This window comes from Sphingobacterium sp. InxBP1 (assembly GCF_026191775.1).
Taxonomy (GTDB): Bacteria; Bacteroidota; Bacteroidia; order Sphingobacteriales; family Sphingobacteriaceae; genus Sphingobacterium; species Sphingobacterium thalpophilum.
This window is the reverse complement of sequence record NZ_JAINDX010000038.1, coordinates 223,679-241,813: the sequence shown is the minus strand read 5'-3', so window position 1 is coordinate 241,813 and position 18,135 is coordinate 223,679. Positions and strand designations below refer to the sequence as shown.

Annotated in this window: 9 protein-coding genes; all 9 read left to right on the top strand. The window is 57.8% G+C overall.

Annotated elements, in window-relative coordinates; all coding sequences use genetic code 11:
• Positions 1-3 precede the first annotated feature (3 nt).
• The 9 genes from K7A41_RS02780 (at position 4) to K7A41_RS02740 (ending at position 18,124) form a co-directional block, all read left to right on the top strand.
• Positions 4-2,550 (top strand): glycoside hydrolase family 38 C-terminal domain-containing protein, encoded by a 2,547-nt coding sequence (locus tag K7A41_RS02780; protein ID WP_265712516.1) that lies wholly within the window; start codon positions 4-6, stop codon positions 2,548-2,550.
• Between the two features lie 22 nt (positions 2,551-2,572).
• On the top strand, positions 2,573-4,909 hold the full coding sequence (locus tag K7A41_RS02775) for a GH92 family glycosyl hydrolase (RefSeq protein ID WP_265712515.1): 2,337 nt from the start codon (positions 2,573-2,575) through the stop codon (positions 4,907-4,909).
• A 2-nt stretch (positions 4,910-4,911) separates the two neighbouring features.
• A complete protein-coding gene (locus tag K7A41_RS02770; protein WP_265712514.1) occupies positions 4,912-7,620 on the top strand; it encodes a glycoside hydrolase family 2 protein in 2,709 nt (902 codons plus the stop codon).
• Positions 7,621-7,629: 9 nt separating this feature from the next.
• Entirely contained in the window at positions 7,630-9,906 is a 2,277-nt protein-coding gene (locus K7A41_RS02765) for a GH92 family glycosyl hydrolase (protein ID WP_265712513.1), read from the top strand.
• Between the two features lie 85 nt (positions 9,907-9,991).
• Positions 9,992-11,719 (top strand): RagB/SusD family nutrient uptake outer membrane protein, encoded by a 1,728-nt coding sequence (locus tag K7A41_RS02760; protein ID WP_265712512.1) that lies wholly within the window; start codon positions 9,992-9,994, stop codon positions 11,717-11,719.
• 57 nt (positions 11,720-11,776) lie between these two features.
• On the top strand, positions 11,777-12,232 hold the full coding sequence (locus tag K7A41_RS02755; protein ID WP_265712511.1) for a DUF5004 domain-containing protein: 456 nt from the start codon (positions 11,777-11,779) through the stop codon (positions 12,230-12,232).
• A gap of 37 nt (positions 12,233-12,269) precedes the next feature.
• On the top strand, positions 12,270-13,259 hold the full coding sequence (locus K7A41_RS02750) for a DUF4961 domain-containing protein (RefSeq protein WP_265712510.1): 990 nt from the start codon (positions 12,270-12,272) through the stop codon (positions 13,257-13,259).
• 58 nt (positions 13,260-13,317) lie between these two features.
• Complete coding sequence (locus K7A41_RS02745) at positions 13,318-16,422, top strand: SusC/RagA family TonB-linked outer membrane protein (protein WP_265712509.1); 3,105 nt, start codon at positions 13,318-13,320, stop codon at positions 16,420-16,422.
• Between the two features lie 19 nt (positions 16,423-16,441).
• Positions 16,442-18,124 carry a RagB/SusD family nutrient uptake outer membrane protein gene (locus K7A41_RS02740; RefSeq protein WP_265712508.1) on the top strand — a complete coding sequence of 561 codons (1,683 nt, stop codon included), beginning with the start codon at positions 16,442-16,444 and terminating at the stop codon, positions 18,122-18,124.
• Positions 18,125-18,135 lie beyond the last annotated feature (11 nt).

The following is an 18,135-nucleotide window of genomic DNA, read 5'->3' as shown; positions in this document are numbered from 1 at the left end:
ATAATGGGAGCACGACAGCGTTTTTGGACCGGGCTCTGCCTGCTGCTGGCCCCTATAGCGGGACTATGGGCGCAGCAACCTTATTTTGTGGACGGCTATCACGGTGGCATCTATGGGCATTACCCGCTCTGGGTCACCACCTTTATGCTTGACCACCTGGACAAGCAGCCGGCATGGCGTGTCGGGCTGGAGATCGAGCCCGAAACCTGGGATACCGTTAGGCTCAAGGATCCGGCGGGCTACGCACGCCTCAGGCAGTGGAGCACGGATCCGCGGCTGGACTTTACCAACCCGACCTATGCACAGCCTTACCTCTACAACATTTCGGGCGAAAGTATCATCCGGCAGTTTGCCTATGGCATGGCCCGCTACCGTCGGCATTTTCCGGATATCCGCTTTACGACCTATGCCGTGGAAGAACCCTGCTTTACCAGCAGCCTGCCGCAGCTGCTGCGGCAGTTTGGCTTTGACTATGCCGTGCTCAAATGCCCCAACACCTGCTGGGGCGGCTACACACGGGCACATGGGGGCGCCTTCCTGAATTGGGTAGGCCCCGACGGGACGGGCATATTGACCGTGCCCCGCTATGCCAATGAGGCACTGGAGCAAAATTCCACCTGGCAGACCACGGCCTGGGCCAATACATCCTCCTACTGGAAGAGCTGCTTTGATGCGGGGATCAGCAATCCCGTCGGCATGTGTTATCAGGATGCGGGCTGGGACAAGGGTCCCTGGCTGGGCGGCGGCAATGAGCTGCCAAATGGGGTGCGTTACAGCACCTGGACCGAATATTTTAAGGCCGTGGCTCCCGGACAGCCTGCTCCGGACTGGCGCCTGAGCCAGGAGGACCTGCTGGTGAACCTGATGTGGGGCAGCCAGGTGCTGCAGCAGATCGCACAGCAGGTGCGCACCGCAGAAAATAAAATGATCCAGGCCGAAAAGATTGCCGCCATGGCCTATATCGAGCGGGGCTTTGTCCCCGACAGCAGCCGTATGGACGAGGCCTGGCGGACCTTGATGCTGGCTCAGCACCACGACTCCTGGATCGTGCCCTACAACCGTCTGCACAAGGGCCAGACCTGGGCACAGGCGATCCGCCAGTGGACAGACAGCAGCATTGCTGCCGCCGATGACATTATTGCTGCCGCGGATGCAGCGTACGCCGTCGTGGCGCCGGACCGCCAGGCTCCGGGCTTTGTGAGGGTGTACAATACGCTTGCGGCGCCCCGCACAGACTTGGTGCAGGTGGCCCTGCCCGCGGCTATGGGGCAGCTTCGGGTGCTGGATAGCCGCGGGCAGCTGATCCCCAGCCGGCAGCAGCGGACGGCCCTGGGACAGCAGCTGGAATTTAAGGCGGCGGTGCAGGGCTTTGGCTATGCAACCTACCGCCTGGCTACCGGCCCCGGCCGCCAGGCTCCGCATAAGGGGGTGCAGTTTGATGCAGAGGGCAACTGCATCCTCGAAAATGATATGTACCGGATCGTGCTCGACCGAAAACAGGGCGGCACCATCCGTAGCCTGAAGGCCAAATTTGCCGGGCAGCAGGAGTTTGCCGCCCAGCAGGGGACATACCGCATGGGCGAGATCGCCGGACACTTTTACGAGGAGGGCAGATTTCATTCCTCCAAAGACCATCCGGCAGTATTCCGGATCCTCCGGGATGATGCGCTGAGCACGCTTGTCGAAATAAAAGGCCAGATCAACGGTCATCCTTTTGTGCAGCAGCTCGCGCTGGCGGCTGGCCAGCAGCGTATCGATATGGACCTGCGTATCGACTGGAAAGGCAATGTGGGCATCGGCGAATACCGGCAGCAGGAGCGCTGGACGGACAACAGACGGGCTTTTACCGACGACCGCTACAAGCTGAAAGTCATGTTTCCGGTGGATTTTGCCGGGGGCAAAGTGTTTAAAGATGCACCTTTTGACGTGACCGAAAGCCGGCTCGAGGATACGCATTTCGGGCAGTGGGACCAGATCAAAAACAACGTGGTGCTGCACTGGCTGGATCTCTACGATGCCGGTGGGCAGCGGGGACTGGCGGTGCTGACCGACCATACGGGCTCGTATGCGCAGGGCAGTGACTTTCCGCTGAGCCTGACCGCCCAGTACTCGGGCAAGGGCCTCTGGGGCATGGACTACAGCATCACAGGCCCCCTGCATATGCGCTATGCGCTGATTCCACACCGGGGAAACTGGCTCGAGGCCGATATCGCCGGACACAGCAATGCCTGGAACGAGCCGCTGGTAGCCAAGTATCACCGGCAGCTGGACGTCCACGACCGGCAGCTGGTCCGCCTGCCCGGGGGGGCGCTGGAGATTTCGGCGCTGCACCTCGATCAGGGGCAGCTCAAGCTGCGCCTGTACAACGGGCAGCCCAATGCAAGCAATGCCGGGCTGAGCCTGAATTTTCCGCTGCGTGCCCTGCGGGCGGTGCAGCTCAACGGCGCCGACCTCGGCGAGGTGGCGCCGACAAAGAAAAAACAGCAGGAAACGGCCTTCAATGTGAAAATACCGCCGTATGGCATCCAGACTTTCCTGATCAATCCTTAACCTGTAAAATGCACGAATAGATATGAATAAATTAACTGGACTGCTCACCTGTTGTATCGCCGCACTGGCACTGGGGATCGTTTCCTGTGCGAGCCGCGGCCATCTGCATGTGCCCAGTCCGACAGCTTATGTGAATCCTTTTATCGGCGCCAGCACCAGCACCGGAGCTGCGGGCGTCTACCACGGTCTGGGCAAAACCTTTCCGGGGGCAACGACACCTTACGGCATGGTGCAGGTGAGCCCCAATACGATCACCGGCGGCGACAACAGCCCCGGATACAGCTATGAGCACCGTACCATCGAAGGCTTTGCTTTCACGCAGATGAGCGGCGTGGGCTGGTATGGCGACCTGGGCAACTTCCTGGTCATGCCCACCACAGGGACATTGCATACCATCGCCGGAAAGGAGGATGGCAGCCTGCAGGGCTACCGTTCGCCCTATGATAAGCAGCGCGAAACGGCCAGAGCCGGTTATTATGCCGCCCACCTGGGGCGCTATGACATCAAGGTGGAGGCCACGGCAGCGCCGCATAGTGGCATGCTCCGCTTTACATTTCCCGAAAACAGGCAGTCGCGGATACAGATCGACCTGGCGCGCCGGGTGGGCGGCACTTCCGTGGAACAGTATGTACAGAAAGCCGACGATCATAGCATCCGCGGCTGGATGCGCTGCACGCCCGAGGGCGGCGGCTGGGGGGATGGCGACGGCAAAGCCGATTATACGGTATACTTCTACGCACGTTTTGACAAACCGCTCAAAAACTATGGCGTCTGGTCTGCCGATATCCCGAAAGACTGGAAGCGAAAGCGCGACGATGTCGTCTCACCGGCCTATCAGGCTCGCGTGGCGGCAGCAACAGTGACCCGGCACCTCGACAGCATGCAAGGGCGCCATCTGGGATTTTTCTCCGAGTTTGCCACCCACGCGGGTGAGCAGGTCAACCTCCAGGTGGGGATCTCCTTTGTGGATATGCAGGGCGCCGAAAATAATTTCAGGGCTGAGATGGAGGGCAAAGACTTTGACGGCATCCGCGCCGAAGCGGAGGCGCTCTGGGATACGCAGCTGTCAAAGGTCGATATCCGCGGCGGCACGCCGGACCAGAAGACCATCTTCTATACGGCGCTGTACCATACCATGATCGATCCGCGGACTTTTACGGATGTCGACGGCCGCTACATCGGTGGCGACCGCCGGATCCACCGGAGTGAGGGCTTCACCAAGCGCACGATCTTCAGCGGCTGGGATGTCTTCCGCTCGCAGTTCCCGCTGCAGACGCTGATCAATCCGGCGCTGGTAAACGACGAGCTGAATTCGCTGATCAGCCTGGCGGAGCAGTCGGGAAAGGAATATTTTGAACGCTGGGAGCTCTTAAACGCCTACTCGGGCTGTATGATCGGCAACCCCGCACTTTCGGTGCTGGCAGACGCCCATGCCAAGGGCATCCGTGGCTATGATGCCCACAAGGCGCTGCGCTATGCGGTCAATACCTCACGGCGTTTTGGCAATGATTCCCTGGGCTATACCGCGGGCCCCCTCAGCATATCCAACACGCTGGAGTATGCCTACACCGACTGGTGCATCGCCCAGCTGGCGGCGGAGCTCGGTGACCGGACCACGGAACAGGCTTACCGAACCAAAAGCAGGGCCTACCGCGCTATTTTTGATCCGCAGAAGGGCTGGTTCAGGCCGCGCAGGGCCGACGGCTCCTGGGAGGACTGGCCCGAGAATGCCCGCACCAAGGAATGGTACGGCACCATCGAAAGCAACCCCTACCAGCAGGGCTGGTTTGTGCCGCACGATATCCCCGGCATGATCGAGCTGATGGGCGGCAGGGACAAGACCCTGGCTGACCTGACGGAATTTTTTGAAAAGACGCCCGAAAATATGTTGTGGAACGAATATTATAATCACGCCAACGAACCGGTGCACCTGATTCCTTTTCTGTTCAATCACCTGCAGGCGCCGCACCTGACGCAGAAGTGGACACGCCTGATCTGCAACCGGGCCTACAGCAATTCGGTCGAGGGGATTGTCGGCAACGAAGACGTGGGCCAGATGTCGGCCTGGTACGTACTGGCCGCTGCGGGCATACATCCTTCCTGCCCGGGATCGACGCGCTACGAGATCACGAGCCCGCTGCTGGAGGAAGTGGTCTTTGCGCTGGATCCGGTATATTTTCCGGGAAAGGCCTTCCGCATCATCGCCCATGGCAACTCGGAGGCCAACTGCTATATCCAGCGGGCGAAGCTGAATGGTCAGCCGTACAACAAAAGTTATATTGATTTTAAAGACATGGTGGCGGGAGCCACCCTGGAACTGTATATGGGACCGCGTCCCAATAAAAATTGGGGAATCTAATAATGACACGATTAATTTATATCCTGCTGCTGCTCCTGCTGGCTGCCCCGAACAGGGCTCAGGTACCTGAGCTGTCGCTCAATAGCAGCAATACGGCCGTCCGCTGGGAGATCAAGCCCAAGGACGAAGTGCCGCAGTCGGGGCTGGAGATTTCGCAGCCCGGTTTTGTGCTGAAAGACCCCGTCAGGGGCATTGTCCCGGGGGTGGTCTTTACGGCTTATGTCAGTCAGGGTCTGGTGCCGGATCCCAACTATGCGGACAATATCTATCGGGTGGACGAAAAGTTGTTTAACCGGCCCTTCTGGTACCGGGGTACTTTTCGGCTGCCTGCGGGCTACAGCAAGGGACAGCGCATCTGGCTGCAATTTGACAATACCAACCGCTATGCGGACTTCTTCTTCAATGGGGTGAAGCTGTCGGGGACGGCAACATCAACCCGGGATGTGAGCGGACATATGCTGCGCAGCAAGTTTGATGTCACGGCATTGCTGCGCGAAGGGGCGGACAACACGGTCGCTGTGCTGATCAGCGATGCGGACCAGAAAAAGACACGCAGCGATAAGGAAGCCTTCGGGGTGACCGCGAGTCCGACCTATCTGGCGGCAGCGGGCTGGGACTGGATGCCTTATGTGCCGGGACGCCTGGCGGGTATTACGGGCAATGTGTCGCTGCGCTCCGCAGGTGCCGTCACGCTAGAAGACCCCTGGATGCGCTCGGACCTCGAGAGCAACGAATTTGCTTACCTGGAGTTTTCCACCGACATCAACAATGCCAGCGACAGCACACAGCAGGTCGAGCTGACCGGACTCATACAGCCCGGTGGCATCCCTTTCAGCAAAAAGCTGTCCATCGCAGCGCATAGCAGACAGAAGGTATACATTACCCGCAATGAGGTCAAGGAGTTGGTAATCCACCAGCCTAGGCTGTGGTGGCCCAACGGCTACGGGGAGCCGCATCTGTACAGCTGCGAGCTGACGCTGAAGACCGGCAGCCAACTGTCGGATCGGAAGCGGATCCAGTTTGGCATCCGCAAATATGAGTACCAGTATGTGCGCAACCGTGCGGGTTGGCCGGTGCTCAACTTCTTCATCAACGGCAAAAAGGTGTACCTCAAGGGGGGCAACTGGGGCATGAGCGAATACCTGCTGCGCTGCCGCGGGGAGGAATATGGCCTCAAGGTGAAACTGCACAAAGACATGAACTATAATATGATCCGCCTATGGACGGGATCGATTACCGACGATGCCTTCTACGACTATTGTGACCGCTACGGCATCATGGTATGGGACGATTTCTGGCTGTATGTGGCCTACAACGATGTCGCCAGCGATGCGGATTTCAAAGCCAACGCCCTTGATAAGATCAAAAGGCTGCGCAACCATCCGAGTATCGCCATCTGGTGCGGGGCCAATGAGACGCGCCCCAAGCCGGAGCTCGACAGCTACCTGCGCTCCATCGTGGCCCTCGAGGACCACAACGACCGCCTGTACAAGTCCAGCTCCAACCAGGATGGCCTGTCGGGCAGCGGATGGTGGGGCAATCAGCCGCCGAAGCACCACTTCGAAACCTCGGGCAGCAACCTGGCCTGGAACCAGCCGCCCTATCCTTACAGCGGCAGCTACGGCTATGGCCTGCGGACCGAAATCGGGACGGCAACCTTTCCCAACTATGAGAGCATCGTCAAGTTTATCCCCCGGGATCAGCTCTGGCCGCTACCCTCGGATGAGCAGCTGAAGTCCGAAGACGACAACGTATGGAACCGGCATTTCTTTGGTAAGGAAGCGTCCAATGCCAGTCCCATCCAGTATAAGGCGGCGGTTAATACACAATTTGGCCCCTCGGACGGACTGCCGGCTTTTGCCGAGAAAGCGCAGTACCTCAACCTGGAAGTCATGAAGGGCATGTACGAGGCCTGGAATGATAAACTCTGGGACGATGCTGCGGGGCTGCTGATCTGGATGAGCCAGTCGGCGTACCCTTCGTTTGTGTGGCAGACCTATGATTACTACTACGACGCGACCGGCGCCTACTGGGGGGCCAGACAGGCCTGCGAACCGCTGTATGTGCAGTGGAACGTGGCCAATAACAGTGTCAAGGTGATCAACACCAGCCTGCTGGACCTGGACTCGGCTTCAGTGACTGCCCGCGTCTTCAACCTGTCGGGACAGGAAGTCCCCGGCTATAGCCGCCGGGCCACGGCCTCGGTTGCCAGCAACGAGGCCCGGGAGGTATTCCGCCTCGGCCCCCTTAGCGGCGGCAGTGATCGCGCGCTGTCGGACCTGCATTTCATCAGGCTGCAGCTGTGCAGCAGCACAGGGGAGCTGCTGTCCGAAAATTTCTACTGGCACAATGGGCAGCGGGAACTGGACTACACGGCGCTCAACAGCCTGCCCCCGGCAAAGCTGCACTTCAGCTGGAGAGTAGACAGCAGCGATAGCAGCAGCTCAGGCCGGGTACTCACCGTCCGTAATGCCGGCAGCACCGTGGCCTTTGGCAACAGGCTGCGCATGCTGGACGGCCATACCGGAGAGCGTATCCTGCCGCTGATGATCTCGGACAACTACTTTACACTGATGCCGGGAGAGGAAAAAATAATCCGGATCAGCGACCTGGATCCCGCACACAATGACCTCCGCCTGCTGTGGAAGCAGTATGGGCAGGCCGAGAAGCAGGTACTGAAATGGAAAGGACGCAATCCGGATAAAAAATAGAAAAGCGATATGATGAAACTAAAATTATGGATGTTTGGGTTCCTCGTTTTACTTGCCTGCCGGTTGCAGGCGCAGGAAGCGGACCTGGTCAAGTATGTAAGTACGCTGCAGGGCACTGACTCCGAGTGGAGCCTTTCCTATGGCAATACCTACCCGACGGTGGGGCTGCCCTTTGCCGTGCATTTCTTTTCGGCACAGACCGGCAAAAACGGTGATGGCTGGAAGTACCAGTATAAGGCTGACAAGATCAGGGGCTTTCAGCAGGTGCATCAGTGCAGCCCCTGGATGGGGGACTATATGGTATTTTCGCTGATGCCCGGCAGCGGGAAGCTGCAGGTCGATGAGCAGCAGCGGGCGCTGGCCTTCAGCCATGAGCATGAAGTGGCCAAACCGCACTACTATGCGGTCAGCTTTGACAATGGCATTAAAGCCGAACTGAGCCCTGTGGAAAGGGGAGCTCATATGCGCTTTAGCTTCCCCAAAAAGGAAAAGGCATTTCTGGTGCTCGACGGTTTTCTCGGGGAAAGTGAAATCCGGATCATTCCCGAACAGCGCAAGATCATCGGTTACGTGCACAACGGCCGCTTTGTGCCGCCGCAGATGCGCAACTATTTCGTGCTGCAGTTCAGTCAGCCCTTTACGGCCTATGGCACCTGGGCGAATGAGGACGGAACGCTGCAGGCAGGACAGCCGTATGCTGCCGGCAAGGGCCGGGGCGGCTACCTGGAATTCCGCCCGGGCACAAAGGTGGAGGTGAAAATAGCGTCCTCCTACATCAGCCCGGAGCAGGCTGCCCTCAACCTGGAGCGTGAATTGGGCCAGCATAGGACCTTCGAGCAGACCAAAAACAAGGCTTTCGGCATCTGGAACAAGCTGCTCAACCGCATACGCGTCGATGGGGGCACCGAAGCGCAAAAGGCAACCTTCTACTCCTGCATGTTCAGGGCAAACCTGTTTTCCCGTAAGTTCTACGAGCTGGACCGGCAGGACAGGCCTTACTATTTCAGTCCTTATGACGGAAAGGTACACGCGGGCTACATGTATACCGACAATGGGTTCTGGGATACCTTTCGCGGGCAGTTTCCGCTCAGCAATATCCTGCACCCCGAGATGCAGGGCCGCTATATGCAGTCGCTGCTGGACGCGCAGCAGCAGGCGGGATTTTTTCCCACATGGTCCAATCCCGGGATGTCGGGCGTCATGATCGGCAACCATGCCATCTCCCTGCTCACCGATGCCTGGGTAAAGGGTATCCGCACGTTCAATCCCGACAGTGCACTGGCAGCCTATTACCATGAAGCGACCAACAAGGGCTTGTGGGGTGGCTCCAATGGACGCGAAGGCTGGAAAGACTATTTTACCAAAGGCTATATACCCTATGGCGAGATCCATGAAAGCACGGCCAAGACGCTCGAATATGCCTACGACGACTTCTGCGCCTACCAGCTGGCCAAGATGACAGGCAATAGCTTTTATGCGGATATTTTCGCGCGGCAGATGTACAATTACAGGCATGTGTTTGACCCGGCGGTAGGCTTTATGCGTGGCCGCCTCCCGGATGGCAGCTGGCGTGAGCCCTTTGATCCGGTGGAATGGGGCGGCCCTTTTACGGAGGCCAACGCCTGGCAGTACACCTGGTCGGTGCTGCACGATGTCAACGGCCTGATTAATCTGCTCGGGGGCACCGAGCGCTTCAATGCCAAGCTGGATACCTTCTTCACGATGGAGCAGCGCATCAACTATGGAACTTACAAGCAGGAGATCCATGAAATGCGCGAGATGCTGCTGGCTAAGATGGGGCAGTATGCGCATGGCAACCAGCCGACCCAGCACGTGCCGTACCTCTATAATTTCAGCGGGCAGCCCTGGAAGGCACAGAAATATAGCCGGATGGTCACCTCCGGGTTGTACAATGCGACCGAAAGGGGCTATCCCGGCGACGAAGATCAGGGACAGATGTCCTCCTGGTATGTGCTGAGTGCCATGGGCATCTACAGCGTCTGCCCGGGCACGGACCAGTATGTCTTTGGCAGTCCCCTCTTTGAAAAGGTGACCATCAGGCTCGACAACGGACGGCAGTTTGTGATCCGTGCCGACAACAACAGCGAGCAGCATGTCTACATCCAGTCGGCACAGCTCAACGGTGTGCCGTACGACAAAAACTTCATCACCTACGGCGATATCCTGCAAGGGGGCGAACTGCATTTTGTGATGGGGGCACAGCCAAATTATGAAAGGGGAACTGCTCCGGCTTCGCGGCCATTTTCACTGAGCAGCCTGCAATAGGTATCTGAAATACATCGGGCGGAGGGACCAGGTCCTGAAGCCCATAGGGATAAAAATATATTATTTTACTGTTTTATAACCAATTATGAACAAAAGCTATTTCGTGTATGCTGTGCTGGCGTTCGTTGCCTGCGCAGCCTGTAGCAAACAGGGATTTCTGGATCAGACACAGTCTTCTGACCTAAACGAAAGCGTGGTATTTTCCGACAGTACGTATACCATCAATTTCCTGTCGGGCATCTATGCGGATATTGGATTTGCGACGGCACCGCGACGTTTTGGCGGCGGGGGGCTCGATGCGAGTACGGATGAAGCCGAAGGCGCCGGACTGGGCAGCATCAACACCTTCATCCAGTTTGCCACCGGAACGGTCAATTCCAATATCATTACGAATGATGCCTGGAGGACACCCTACACCAATATTCGCAGGGCGAATATTATGCTCAAAAATCTGCCTCATGCCCGTTTTGGCAACCCGATCAAGGTGCGTGTGAAGGCCGAAACCCGCTTTCTGCGGGCCTACTATTATTTTATATTGCTGGAACATTACGGCGGAGTCCCGCTGATGGGCGACAGTGTCTACCGGGCCTCGGATGTGATACCTGCTACCCGCAATACCTTTGCGGAATGCGTGGACTACATCGTCTCCGAATGTGATGCCGCTGCGCAGGATCTCCCCTGGGAGCATGCCGGCGAGGACTACGGCCGCGTCAGTCGTGCGGCCTGCTACGGGCTCAAATCGCGGGTACTGCTGTATGCTGCCAGCCCACTGTTCAACGGTCAGCCACTGGCCTCGGATGGCCCGCTGCGGGAAGTGGTCGCCTACCCCGCACCGGACCAAGGCCGCTGGCAGAAAGCCGCGGAAGCAGCAGCCCAGGTCATCGAGTCGGGGCACTATAGCCTGCATGTCAACAACGATCCGGAGCCCGGATTTGGCTTTTACCAGGTCTTCCAGCTGCGCAAAAATGAGGAGTACATCCTGGCCAGGATGCAGGAGGCCAACCGGGAACTGGAGGGGATCTGGCATCCGCCGACCTTCGGTGTCAGCAACCCCGGAGCCTATCCCTACCTCGAGACGGTCAACGCCTTTGGCATGCGCAACGGCCTGCCGATCGATGACCCGAATTCGGGATATGACCCTAAAAATCCTTACCGCGACCGCGATCCGCGCCTGGCCAATACCGTGACGCGCGACCAGTCGCTGGTCTTCCACAGGGATGGGCTGGCCCGCCGGCCGGTCAATATCTACATCGATAAGACCAATCCCAACAACGTGACCTCAGGGCAGGATGCCATCTACCGCGGTACACCGACGGGATACTATACGTACAAGATGGTCAACCGCGAGGTGGCAGCAGACTGGTTCAATACCTATACACCGCGCTGCCTGCCTATCATCCGCTACGCCGAGATCCTGCTCAACTATGCCGAGGCCCGCAACGAATACCTGGCGGCGCCCGACCGGGAGGTGTATGCGGCGGTCGAAGCCATACGTGAGCGCGCAGGACTGCAGCCTTTTGCGCTGCCTGCCGGCCTGAGTCAGGCGGCCATGCGCGACATCATCCACAACGAGCGGCACAAGGAGCTTGCCTTTGAAGGACACCGCTTTTTTGATGTGCGGCGGTGGCGGCAGGCCGAAACGCTTGAAAACCGGCAGCTGCATGGTACAGAACCGGTGCGCACGGCCGCGGGAACGGTTTACAACACCATCAACGTACGAAAACGCGTATTTGACAAACGGATGTACCTGTGGCCGATACCACAGTCTGAGGTGGCCAAGTCGCTCGACCTGATTCAAAATCCCGGATATTGATAGATGCGGCGATGGGCGCTGCCACAGCGCTCAGCCGACGGTAAACGAAAAAATAAAATGATGAAAAAGAACACGATACGACTGCTTCCGATGCTGATGCTCCTATGCGCTGGGCTACAGTCCTGCACAGATGAGCTGGCCAAAATCCCGGCAGAAGAGCCGGCCAAAGATATTACGGGCGACTGGAAGGTGATCCAGCTGACACGCAACGGCGAAGACCTGGGCAGCCGTATGCTGCTCGACCACTTCAGGATAAGCTTTAAGGCCGATGGCACCTACGCTGTTGCCGACCAGCTGCCCTTTGTCGTCCGCGGCAGCGGTACCTACCGGCTGGAGGATCCACAATATCCTTTTCACATCGTCCTGCGGCCCGCAGACGGTCAGGAGAATGTGCTGTTAAAGTTTCAGTTTCCCATTGTTAAGGGCAGACGCCAGCTCAGCTTATCGATGAGCCTGGGCTGTGCGGGCAATTCGTACCAGTACGATCTCGAACGGCAGGACCCCGCAGATTAACAGGAGACAAGGTTATACACTATAGCAAGTTGTTTACATGAAAAAGATAAAAAAATATGCGATTTATGCCTTCTGCGCGATAGGGCTGTTTGTCACGGTCTTTCTGGTACAGTGCGGGCTTAAGGCAATTTCGGTCACGGTACCGGCCTCGGCAGCGGTCAATGAACGGGTGACCTTCACGATGCACTGCGGTGCCGAGCCGCGCATCCAGGGAGGCGGCAGCTACACCACCCAGCTGGTCGCCGGCATCATGGTGCCCAAAGGCTGGAATGCCCGTAAAAACCTGACGATGTCCTTTACCAGCCCCAAAGGCAACGGTACCATGCGGATCATTCCGGATTCGGAGCTCGAACCCGTGTCGGGCCTCAGCTGGCATCAGGCGGCACGCAAAATGTTTGGCATCGGCCCCAACCTGGTGGACGACATGGAATGGATCGTCTTCCGGAGTACCCAGGCCTATTCGTTTGTCAATAACGAGGATATTGACTTTACGGTCAAAGCGGAATGTAATGTGGGCGCCGAAAATATGCTGGTGTCGCTGGGCTTCTACATCGGTTCGTCCATCGAAAATCTGCGTCCCGAGGATACGGACTACAAAAAGTTTACCTTCTCTGCTCCCTTTGAAGTGACGGGCGGTGAGGGCGACCTGATCGACTTTATCAACCCCCAGCTGGGTACCGTGCAGCCGGTCAAAAGCCTGGACAACGATATCATCACGCTGACCTTTGACGGCGGCGTTGCCCATACCGTGCTGGATGGCGCTGAAGCGGTGTACCTGCAGGTGAAAGCCATCGACGAATCGGGCAAAGTGATTGCCGAGGTCAGCAAGCCGGCAGCGGAGACGGCCCTCAAAGATATCGGCGGCAAAAAATACCTGCTCGACATCTGGCCGAGGGGATTTTTTAAACTGGACAAGGACCTGCATATCGCCCGGCTGGAATATTTCTATACGGATGCCACCGGCAGCAAACGCGTGGGCTATGGCAATACGGACCAGCCGTTTAAATATACTTTTAGATGTGAGTGATCTGGAATTTGGCGCTGCCGAAAACAGGATCAAGTACTAACCAATAATCGAAAAACTAATGTTTGACCGTTATATAAAAATAAGTGTTGTCGGTATGGTGCTGGCCGTCTCGGACTGCTATGCTGCCCATGCCTGGCGGCAGGGCGACGCCTTGCGGACTGCGCCACTGTTGCACCGGGTCACACCGGCAAGGCTTCCGAAAATCGTGGATGAATTCGGCAAGCCGCTGGCTGGCGCGAAGATCTATGATGCAGGGCACCGCCTGCTGGGGATCAGCAATGAGGAGGGCGAGTTTGCTGCAGTGGAGACCACCACAACGGTGTTCTGGGTCGAATACCCCGGATATTACCCGCAGCAGATCAGGATAAATGAGGCTAAGCTGGTGCGCCTGGTAACCAGCGTCCTGCGCAGCGACGAGGCGCAGACTGCCCTCTACGATCAGAAGAAGGTAACGGAGCAGCTGGGTGCTGTTACCGTAGTATACAACAGCCAGATCAAGGATACGCCAACCCCGCTCTATGTGAATGCCCTGACCGGGCGGATTCCCGGACTGTACACGCAGGAGTTCAGCGGCTTCAGGTCGCCGGCCATGGCTGCGATTACCTCCAATGACCTGGCGGGATCGCTGCCTTCGGATGCTGTAAAATACCGCTCCAGCCTGAGCGACAACAGCGAAATCGGATTTAACCTGCGGGGTCAGAGCCCGGTCACGCTGATCGACGGCGTGCAGCGCGATATTTATTCCATCGATCCCGAGAGCATCGAATCGGTGACTGTCGCCAAGGACGCGCTGTCCAGCATCCTGCTCGGCCAGCGCAGCTCGCGCGGGGTGCTGCAGGTCACGACAAAAAAGGGGCGGCCGGGGCCACCGCGGATCAGCTTCACCGCGCAGACGGGCATGCAGCAGTCGCTCAAATTGCCCAAGCCGCTCGCGGCACACCAGTATGCCTACCTCTACAATGAGGCTCTGCTCAATGCAGGCCGCCAGCCGGTGTATACCGCCGGTGATTTTAAAGCGTATCAGGATGGCAGCGACCCGCTGTTTTTTCCGGATGTCAACTGGTACGATGCGCTGATACGGGATCAGAGCCCCATCAGCAAGTACAACCTCGGCGTGCAGGGAGGCATCAAGAATGCACGCTACGCCATGTCGCTGAGCTACCTCAACCAGGAAGGTTTCTTTCAATCGGACGATCAGTTTGACTATGAAACCAACCTGCAGAATAAGCGTTACCTGATCAACAGCGCCATTGATGTGGATGTAACCGACGAACTGACCATCGGGCTGCAGTTTTTCGGCAAGATACAGGACGGCAGGCAGCCGGGAGCCAGGACGGGCGAGATCCTGTCGGCCCTCTACAATACGCCCAACAATGCGTATCCGATCTTCAACCCGGATGGCACTTATGGGGGCTCGTCGGTATACAGGACCAACCTGTACCAGATGGCCACCGGTGCGGGCTACTTGCTGGACAACACGCGCGATTTACTGGCCAACCTCGACTTCAGCTACAAGCTGGACCGCTTTCTGCCCGGCCTGTATGCAAAGGGAAAATTCAACGTGTCTTCGTCTTCTTCCAGCCTGATCGACCGCAGTCGGCAACAACCGGTCTACGATCTGACTTATAACGAACAGAAAGAGCTGGTCTATGTCAGGTATGGCAACATTGCGGATCAGCCCAACTCCTTTGCCATCACCTCCACGGCCAATTTCTACTACTTCCAGGGGATGCTGGGCTACGACAGGGAACTGGGCGGCGGGCACCGCGCCGGAGCCCGCCTGTTTGTCGACCGCCAGACGGCCAACTACCAGTTTGACCTGCCCGCGATCTACAGCAACTACGCGGCCACGGCAAACTATGCTTACCGCGACCGCTATTTTGCGGAGGCAGCGGTCAACTATTCGGGCTTCAACCGCTTTGCGCCGGGCCGCCAGTATGGCGTGTTCTATGCCTTCGGCCTGGGCTGGAACATGCTCGGGGAGGACTTTATGAAGGGGCAGGCAGACTGGCTGTCGCAGCTCCGGTGGCGGGTGACGTTCGGACGGACCGGCAACAGCAACGAAGGGGCGCTGGGCTACTATAGCTGGCGTGCTTCCTATGGTCAGGATGGTTCGAATGCCTACGACTTCGGCTCGGAATATGCTCCCACCTACAGCCTGATCGAAAAGGGCCTCGCCAATATCGAGGGCACCTGGGAAAAGGGCAACAAGCTCAATATCGGCCTGGATCTGGGGCTCTGGAACTCGACGTTCAAACTGACGGCCGATTATTTTCGGGATACCTACTTTGATCTGCTGCAGCAGCGGGGATCGACCATCGAACTGATCGGTATTGGTTATCCCAACGAGAATATCGGTAAAAATAGGTATGAAGGGCAGGAACTGAGCCTGACCTATCAGAACCACTGGGGCAGCTTCAACTATTTTGTGACAGCCAATGCCAGTCGTGTCGGCTCGAAAGTGCTGTATATGAATGAGGTATTTCAGAAGTATGACTGGAACCGCCGCACGGGAATGCCGGTGGGGCAGACATTCGGCTACCTGGCGGACGGGCTGATCCAGACGCAGGAGGAGGCCGACCGCGCGCCGCTGCTGTCGGGCAACAAGGTGTCGCCGGGGGACGTCAGGCTGCTGGATCTGAATGGCGACGGCATCATCAACCAGTACGACCAGACGGCCATCGGCAATACCAGGCCGACGCTGTATTTTGGTGCTACCCTCGGCTTTCAGGTGAGCGGCTTTGATTTCAGTGTGCTGCTGCAGGGCGTGCGCAACCGCACTTACCAGCAGACGGATTATTCTTTTGGTAGCAACGGCGAGGGGCAGGGTTTTGACTATATGCTGGGACGCTGGACACCGGAGACGGCGGCTTCGGCGACCTACCCGCGGCTGACGCTGGGGCCGAGCCCGACCAATACGCAGAACGTGTCGAGCTACTGGACGCGCCAGGGTGAGTACCTGCGTATACGCAATATGAGCCTCGGCTATACGTTGCCTGCCAGCTGGACAAGGCGCGTCAGGCTGTCGGCCGTGCGCCTCTTTGCCAGCGCCCACAATTTAGTCACCTTTACACCCTACAGCCGCCTGGATCCCGAGATTTCTTCGGGTACAGCCTATCCGGCACAGCGCACGGTCAGCCTGGGGGTGAACGTAAAATTATAAACCTTTAGCTATTGACGTTATGAACTATAATCCGTTTAAATGGATCGCCCTATCTGCGGTAGCCCTCCTGGTATTTGCCTGCGAGAGCGACCTTGAAGTCGAACCTGTAGAACTGCAGACCCTGGACCAGGTGTTTGACAGCCGCGATTCGGCGGGCGTAAATGCGGGCCGCTTCCTGGCGGACTGCTACCGTTTTTTGCCGGCCCTGGGCAACCGCGTGGGCGGCGACTTTCTCGATGCGGCAACTGACGATGCGGTATCCTCAAATCCGACCAATACCTCCGTACAGCAGCTGGCAACGGGAACCTATACGGCCGACAGTTATCAGGACAACCTCTGGTCTTCCTGGTATCAGGGAATCCGCCGGACGAGTCTCTTCATCCAGCATATCGACCGTGTGCCGGTCAAGGGCAAGCTGGAAAATGGTACGCCCATGCCACGGGTGTGGAAGGCGGAAGCCCGGTTCCTGCGGGCCCTATTTTACTTTGAACTGGTCAAACGCCATGGCGGCGTGCCGCTGCTGGGCGACAAAGTGTATCAGCTCAACGACGATATAGAGCTGCCGCGGGCCAGTTTTGCGGAATGCGTAAATTATATCGTGCAGCAGTGCGACATGGCCATGGACAGCCTGCGCACGGATCCTTTCAACCTAACATTCTATGGCCGGCCCACCAAGGCGGCAGCCATGGCGCTCAAAGCACGTGTGCTGCTGTACGCGGCCAGCCCCTTGTTTAACGGTGGCAACATCGATGGACAAAATGAGCTGACGGGATACGCCAGCTATTCGGCCGCCCGCTGGCAGGCGGCGGAGAATGCTGCCCGTGCACTGATGGACCTCGGCCTGTTCAGCCTGGAACCGGCATTTAAGGATGTCTTCATCACCCGCAACCACGAGCGTATCTTTTCGAAACAGGGCGGCAACAACACCAGTTTCGAAAATAACAATGGCCCGGTAGGCTATGCCAACGGGGTCAACAATGGGCGGACCAGCCCCACGCAGGAGCTCGTGGATGCCTTTGGCATGGCCAATGGCCTGGCGATCGACGACGAAAACTCGGGCTACGACCCAGAGGATCCTTATCAGGGACGCGACAGCCGCTTTTATGCGACCATATTCTATAATGGTGCGCCCTGGCTAAACCGCGCGGTGCAGACCTTTGAGGGCGGTGCAGACAAACCGGGGGGCTCCAAGCAGCAGACCAAGACGGGATACTACCTGCGCAAGTTTATGGGTAACTTCGAAACCCTCAATAACTACAGCAACGTCAACCACGACTTTATCCTATTCCGCTATGCGGAGGTGCTGCTCAATTATGCCGAAGCGCGCAACGAGCGGCTCGACAGGCCGGATGCCGCGGTGTACAGTGCCGTGGAGCAGCTGCGGCAGCGGGCCGGACTCAGCCCTTATCTGCTGCCGGCGGCACTGAGCAGGGAGCAGATGCGCGACATCATCCACAACGAACGCAGAAAGGAACTGGCCTTTGAGGAACACCGCTTTTATGATGTGCGCCGCTGGAAGACCGCAGAGACGGCCTTCAATGCCCAGCTGCATGCCATGCGGATCTACCAGACAGGGACGGGCACCATCCGGCAGCCGGTACCGCTGCTGAAAATGGTCTTTGACAAAAAGATGTACCTGGCGCCGATTCCGTTCTATGAGGTCATCAAAAATCCGAAAATGATACAGAATCCCGGTTGGTAGCCGGTGCATCT

What these genes read in the sequence shown, in the direction of transcription:
- K7A41_RS02780 (WP_265712516.1), top strand. Translation starts at nt 4, where the DNA reads ATGGGAGCACGACAGCGTTTTTGGACCGGGCTCTGCCTGCTGCTGGCC.
- K7A41_RS02745 (WP_265712509.1), top strand. Translation starts at nt 13,318, where the DNA reads ATGTTTGACCGTTATATAAAAATAAGTGTTGTCGGTATGGTGCTGGCC.
- K7A41_RS02770 (WP_265712514.1), top strand. Translation starts at nt 4,912, where the DNA reads ATGACACGATTAATTTATATCCTGCTGCTGCTCCTGCTGGCTGCCCCG.
- K7A41_RS02775 (WP_265712515.1), top strand. Translation starts at nt 2,573, where the DNA reads ATGAATAAATTAACTGGACTGCTCACCTGTTGTATCGCCGCACTGGCA.
- K7A41_RS02755 (WP_265712511.1), top strand. Translation starts at nt 11,777, where the DNA reads ATGATGAAAAAGAACACGATACGACTGCTTCCGATGCTGATGCTCCTA.
- K7A41_RS02765 (WP_265712513.1), top strand. Translation starts at nt 7,630, where the DNA reads ATGATGAAACTAAAATTATGGATGTTTGGGTTCCTCGTTTTACTTGCC.
- K7A41_RS02750 (WP_265712510.1), top strand. Translation starts at nt 12,270, where the DNA reads ATGAAAAAGATAAAAAAATATGCGATTTATGCCTTCTGCGCGATAGGG.
- K7A41_RS02760 (WP_265712512.1), top strand. Translation starts at nt 9,992, where the DNA reads ATGAACAAAAGCTATTTCGTGTATGCTGTGCTGGCGTTCGTTGCCTGC.
- K7A41_RS02740 (WP_265712508.1), top strand. Translation starts at nt 16,442, where the DNA reads ATGAACTATAATCCGTTTAAATGGATCGCCCTATCTGCGGTAGCCCTC.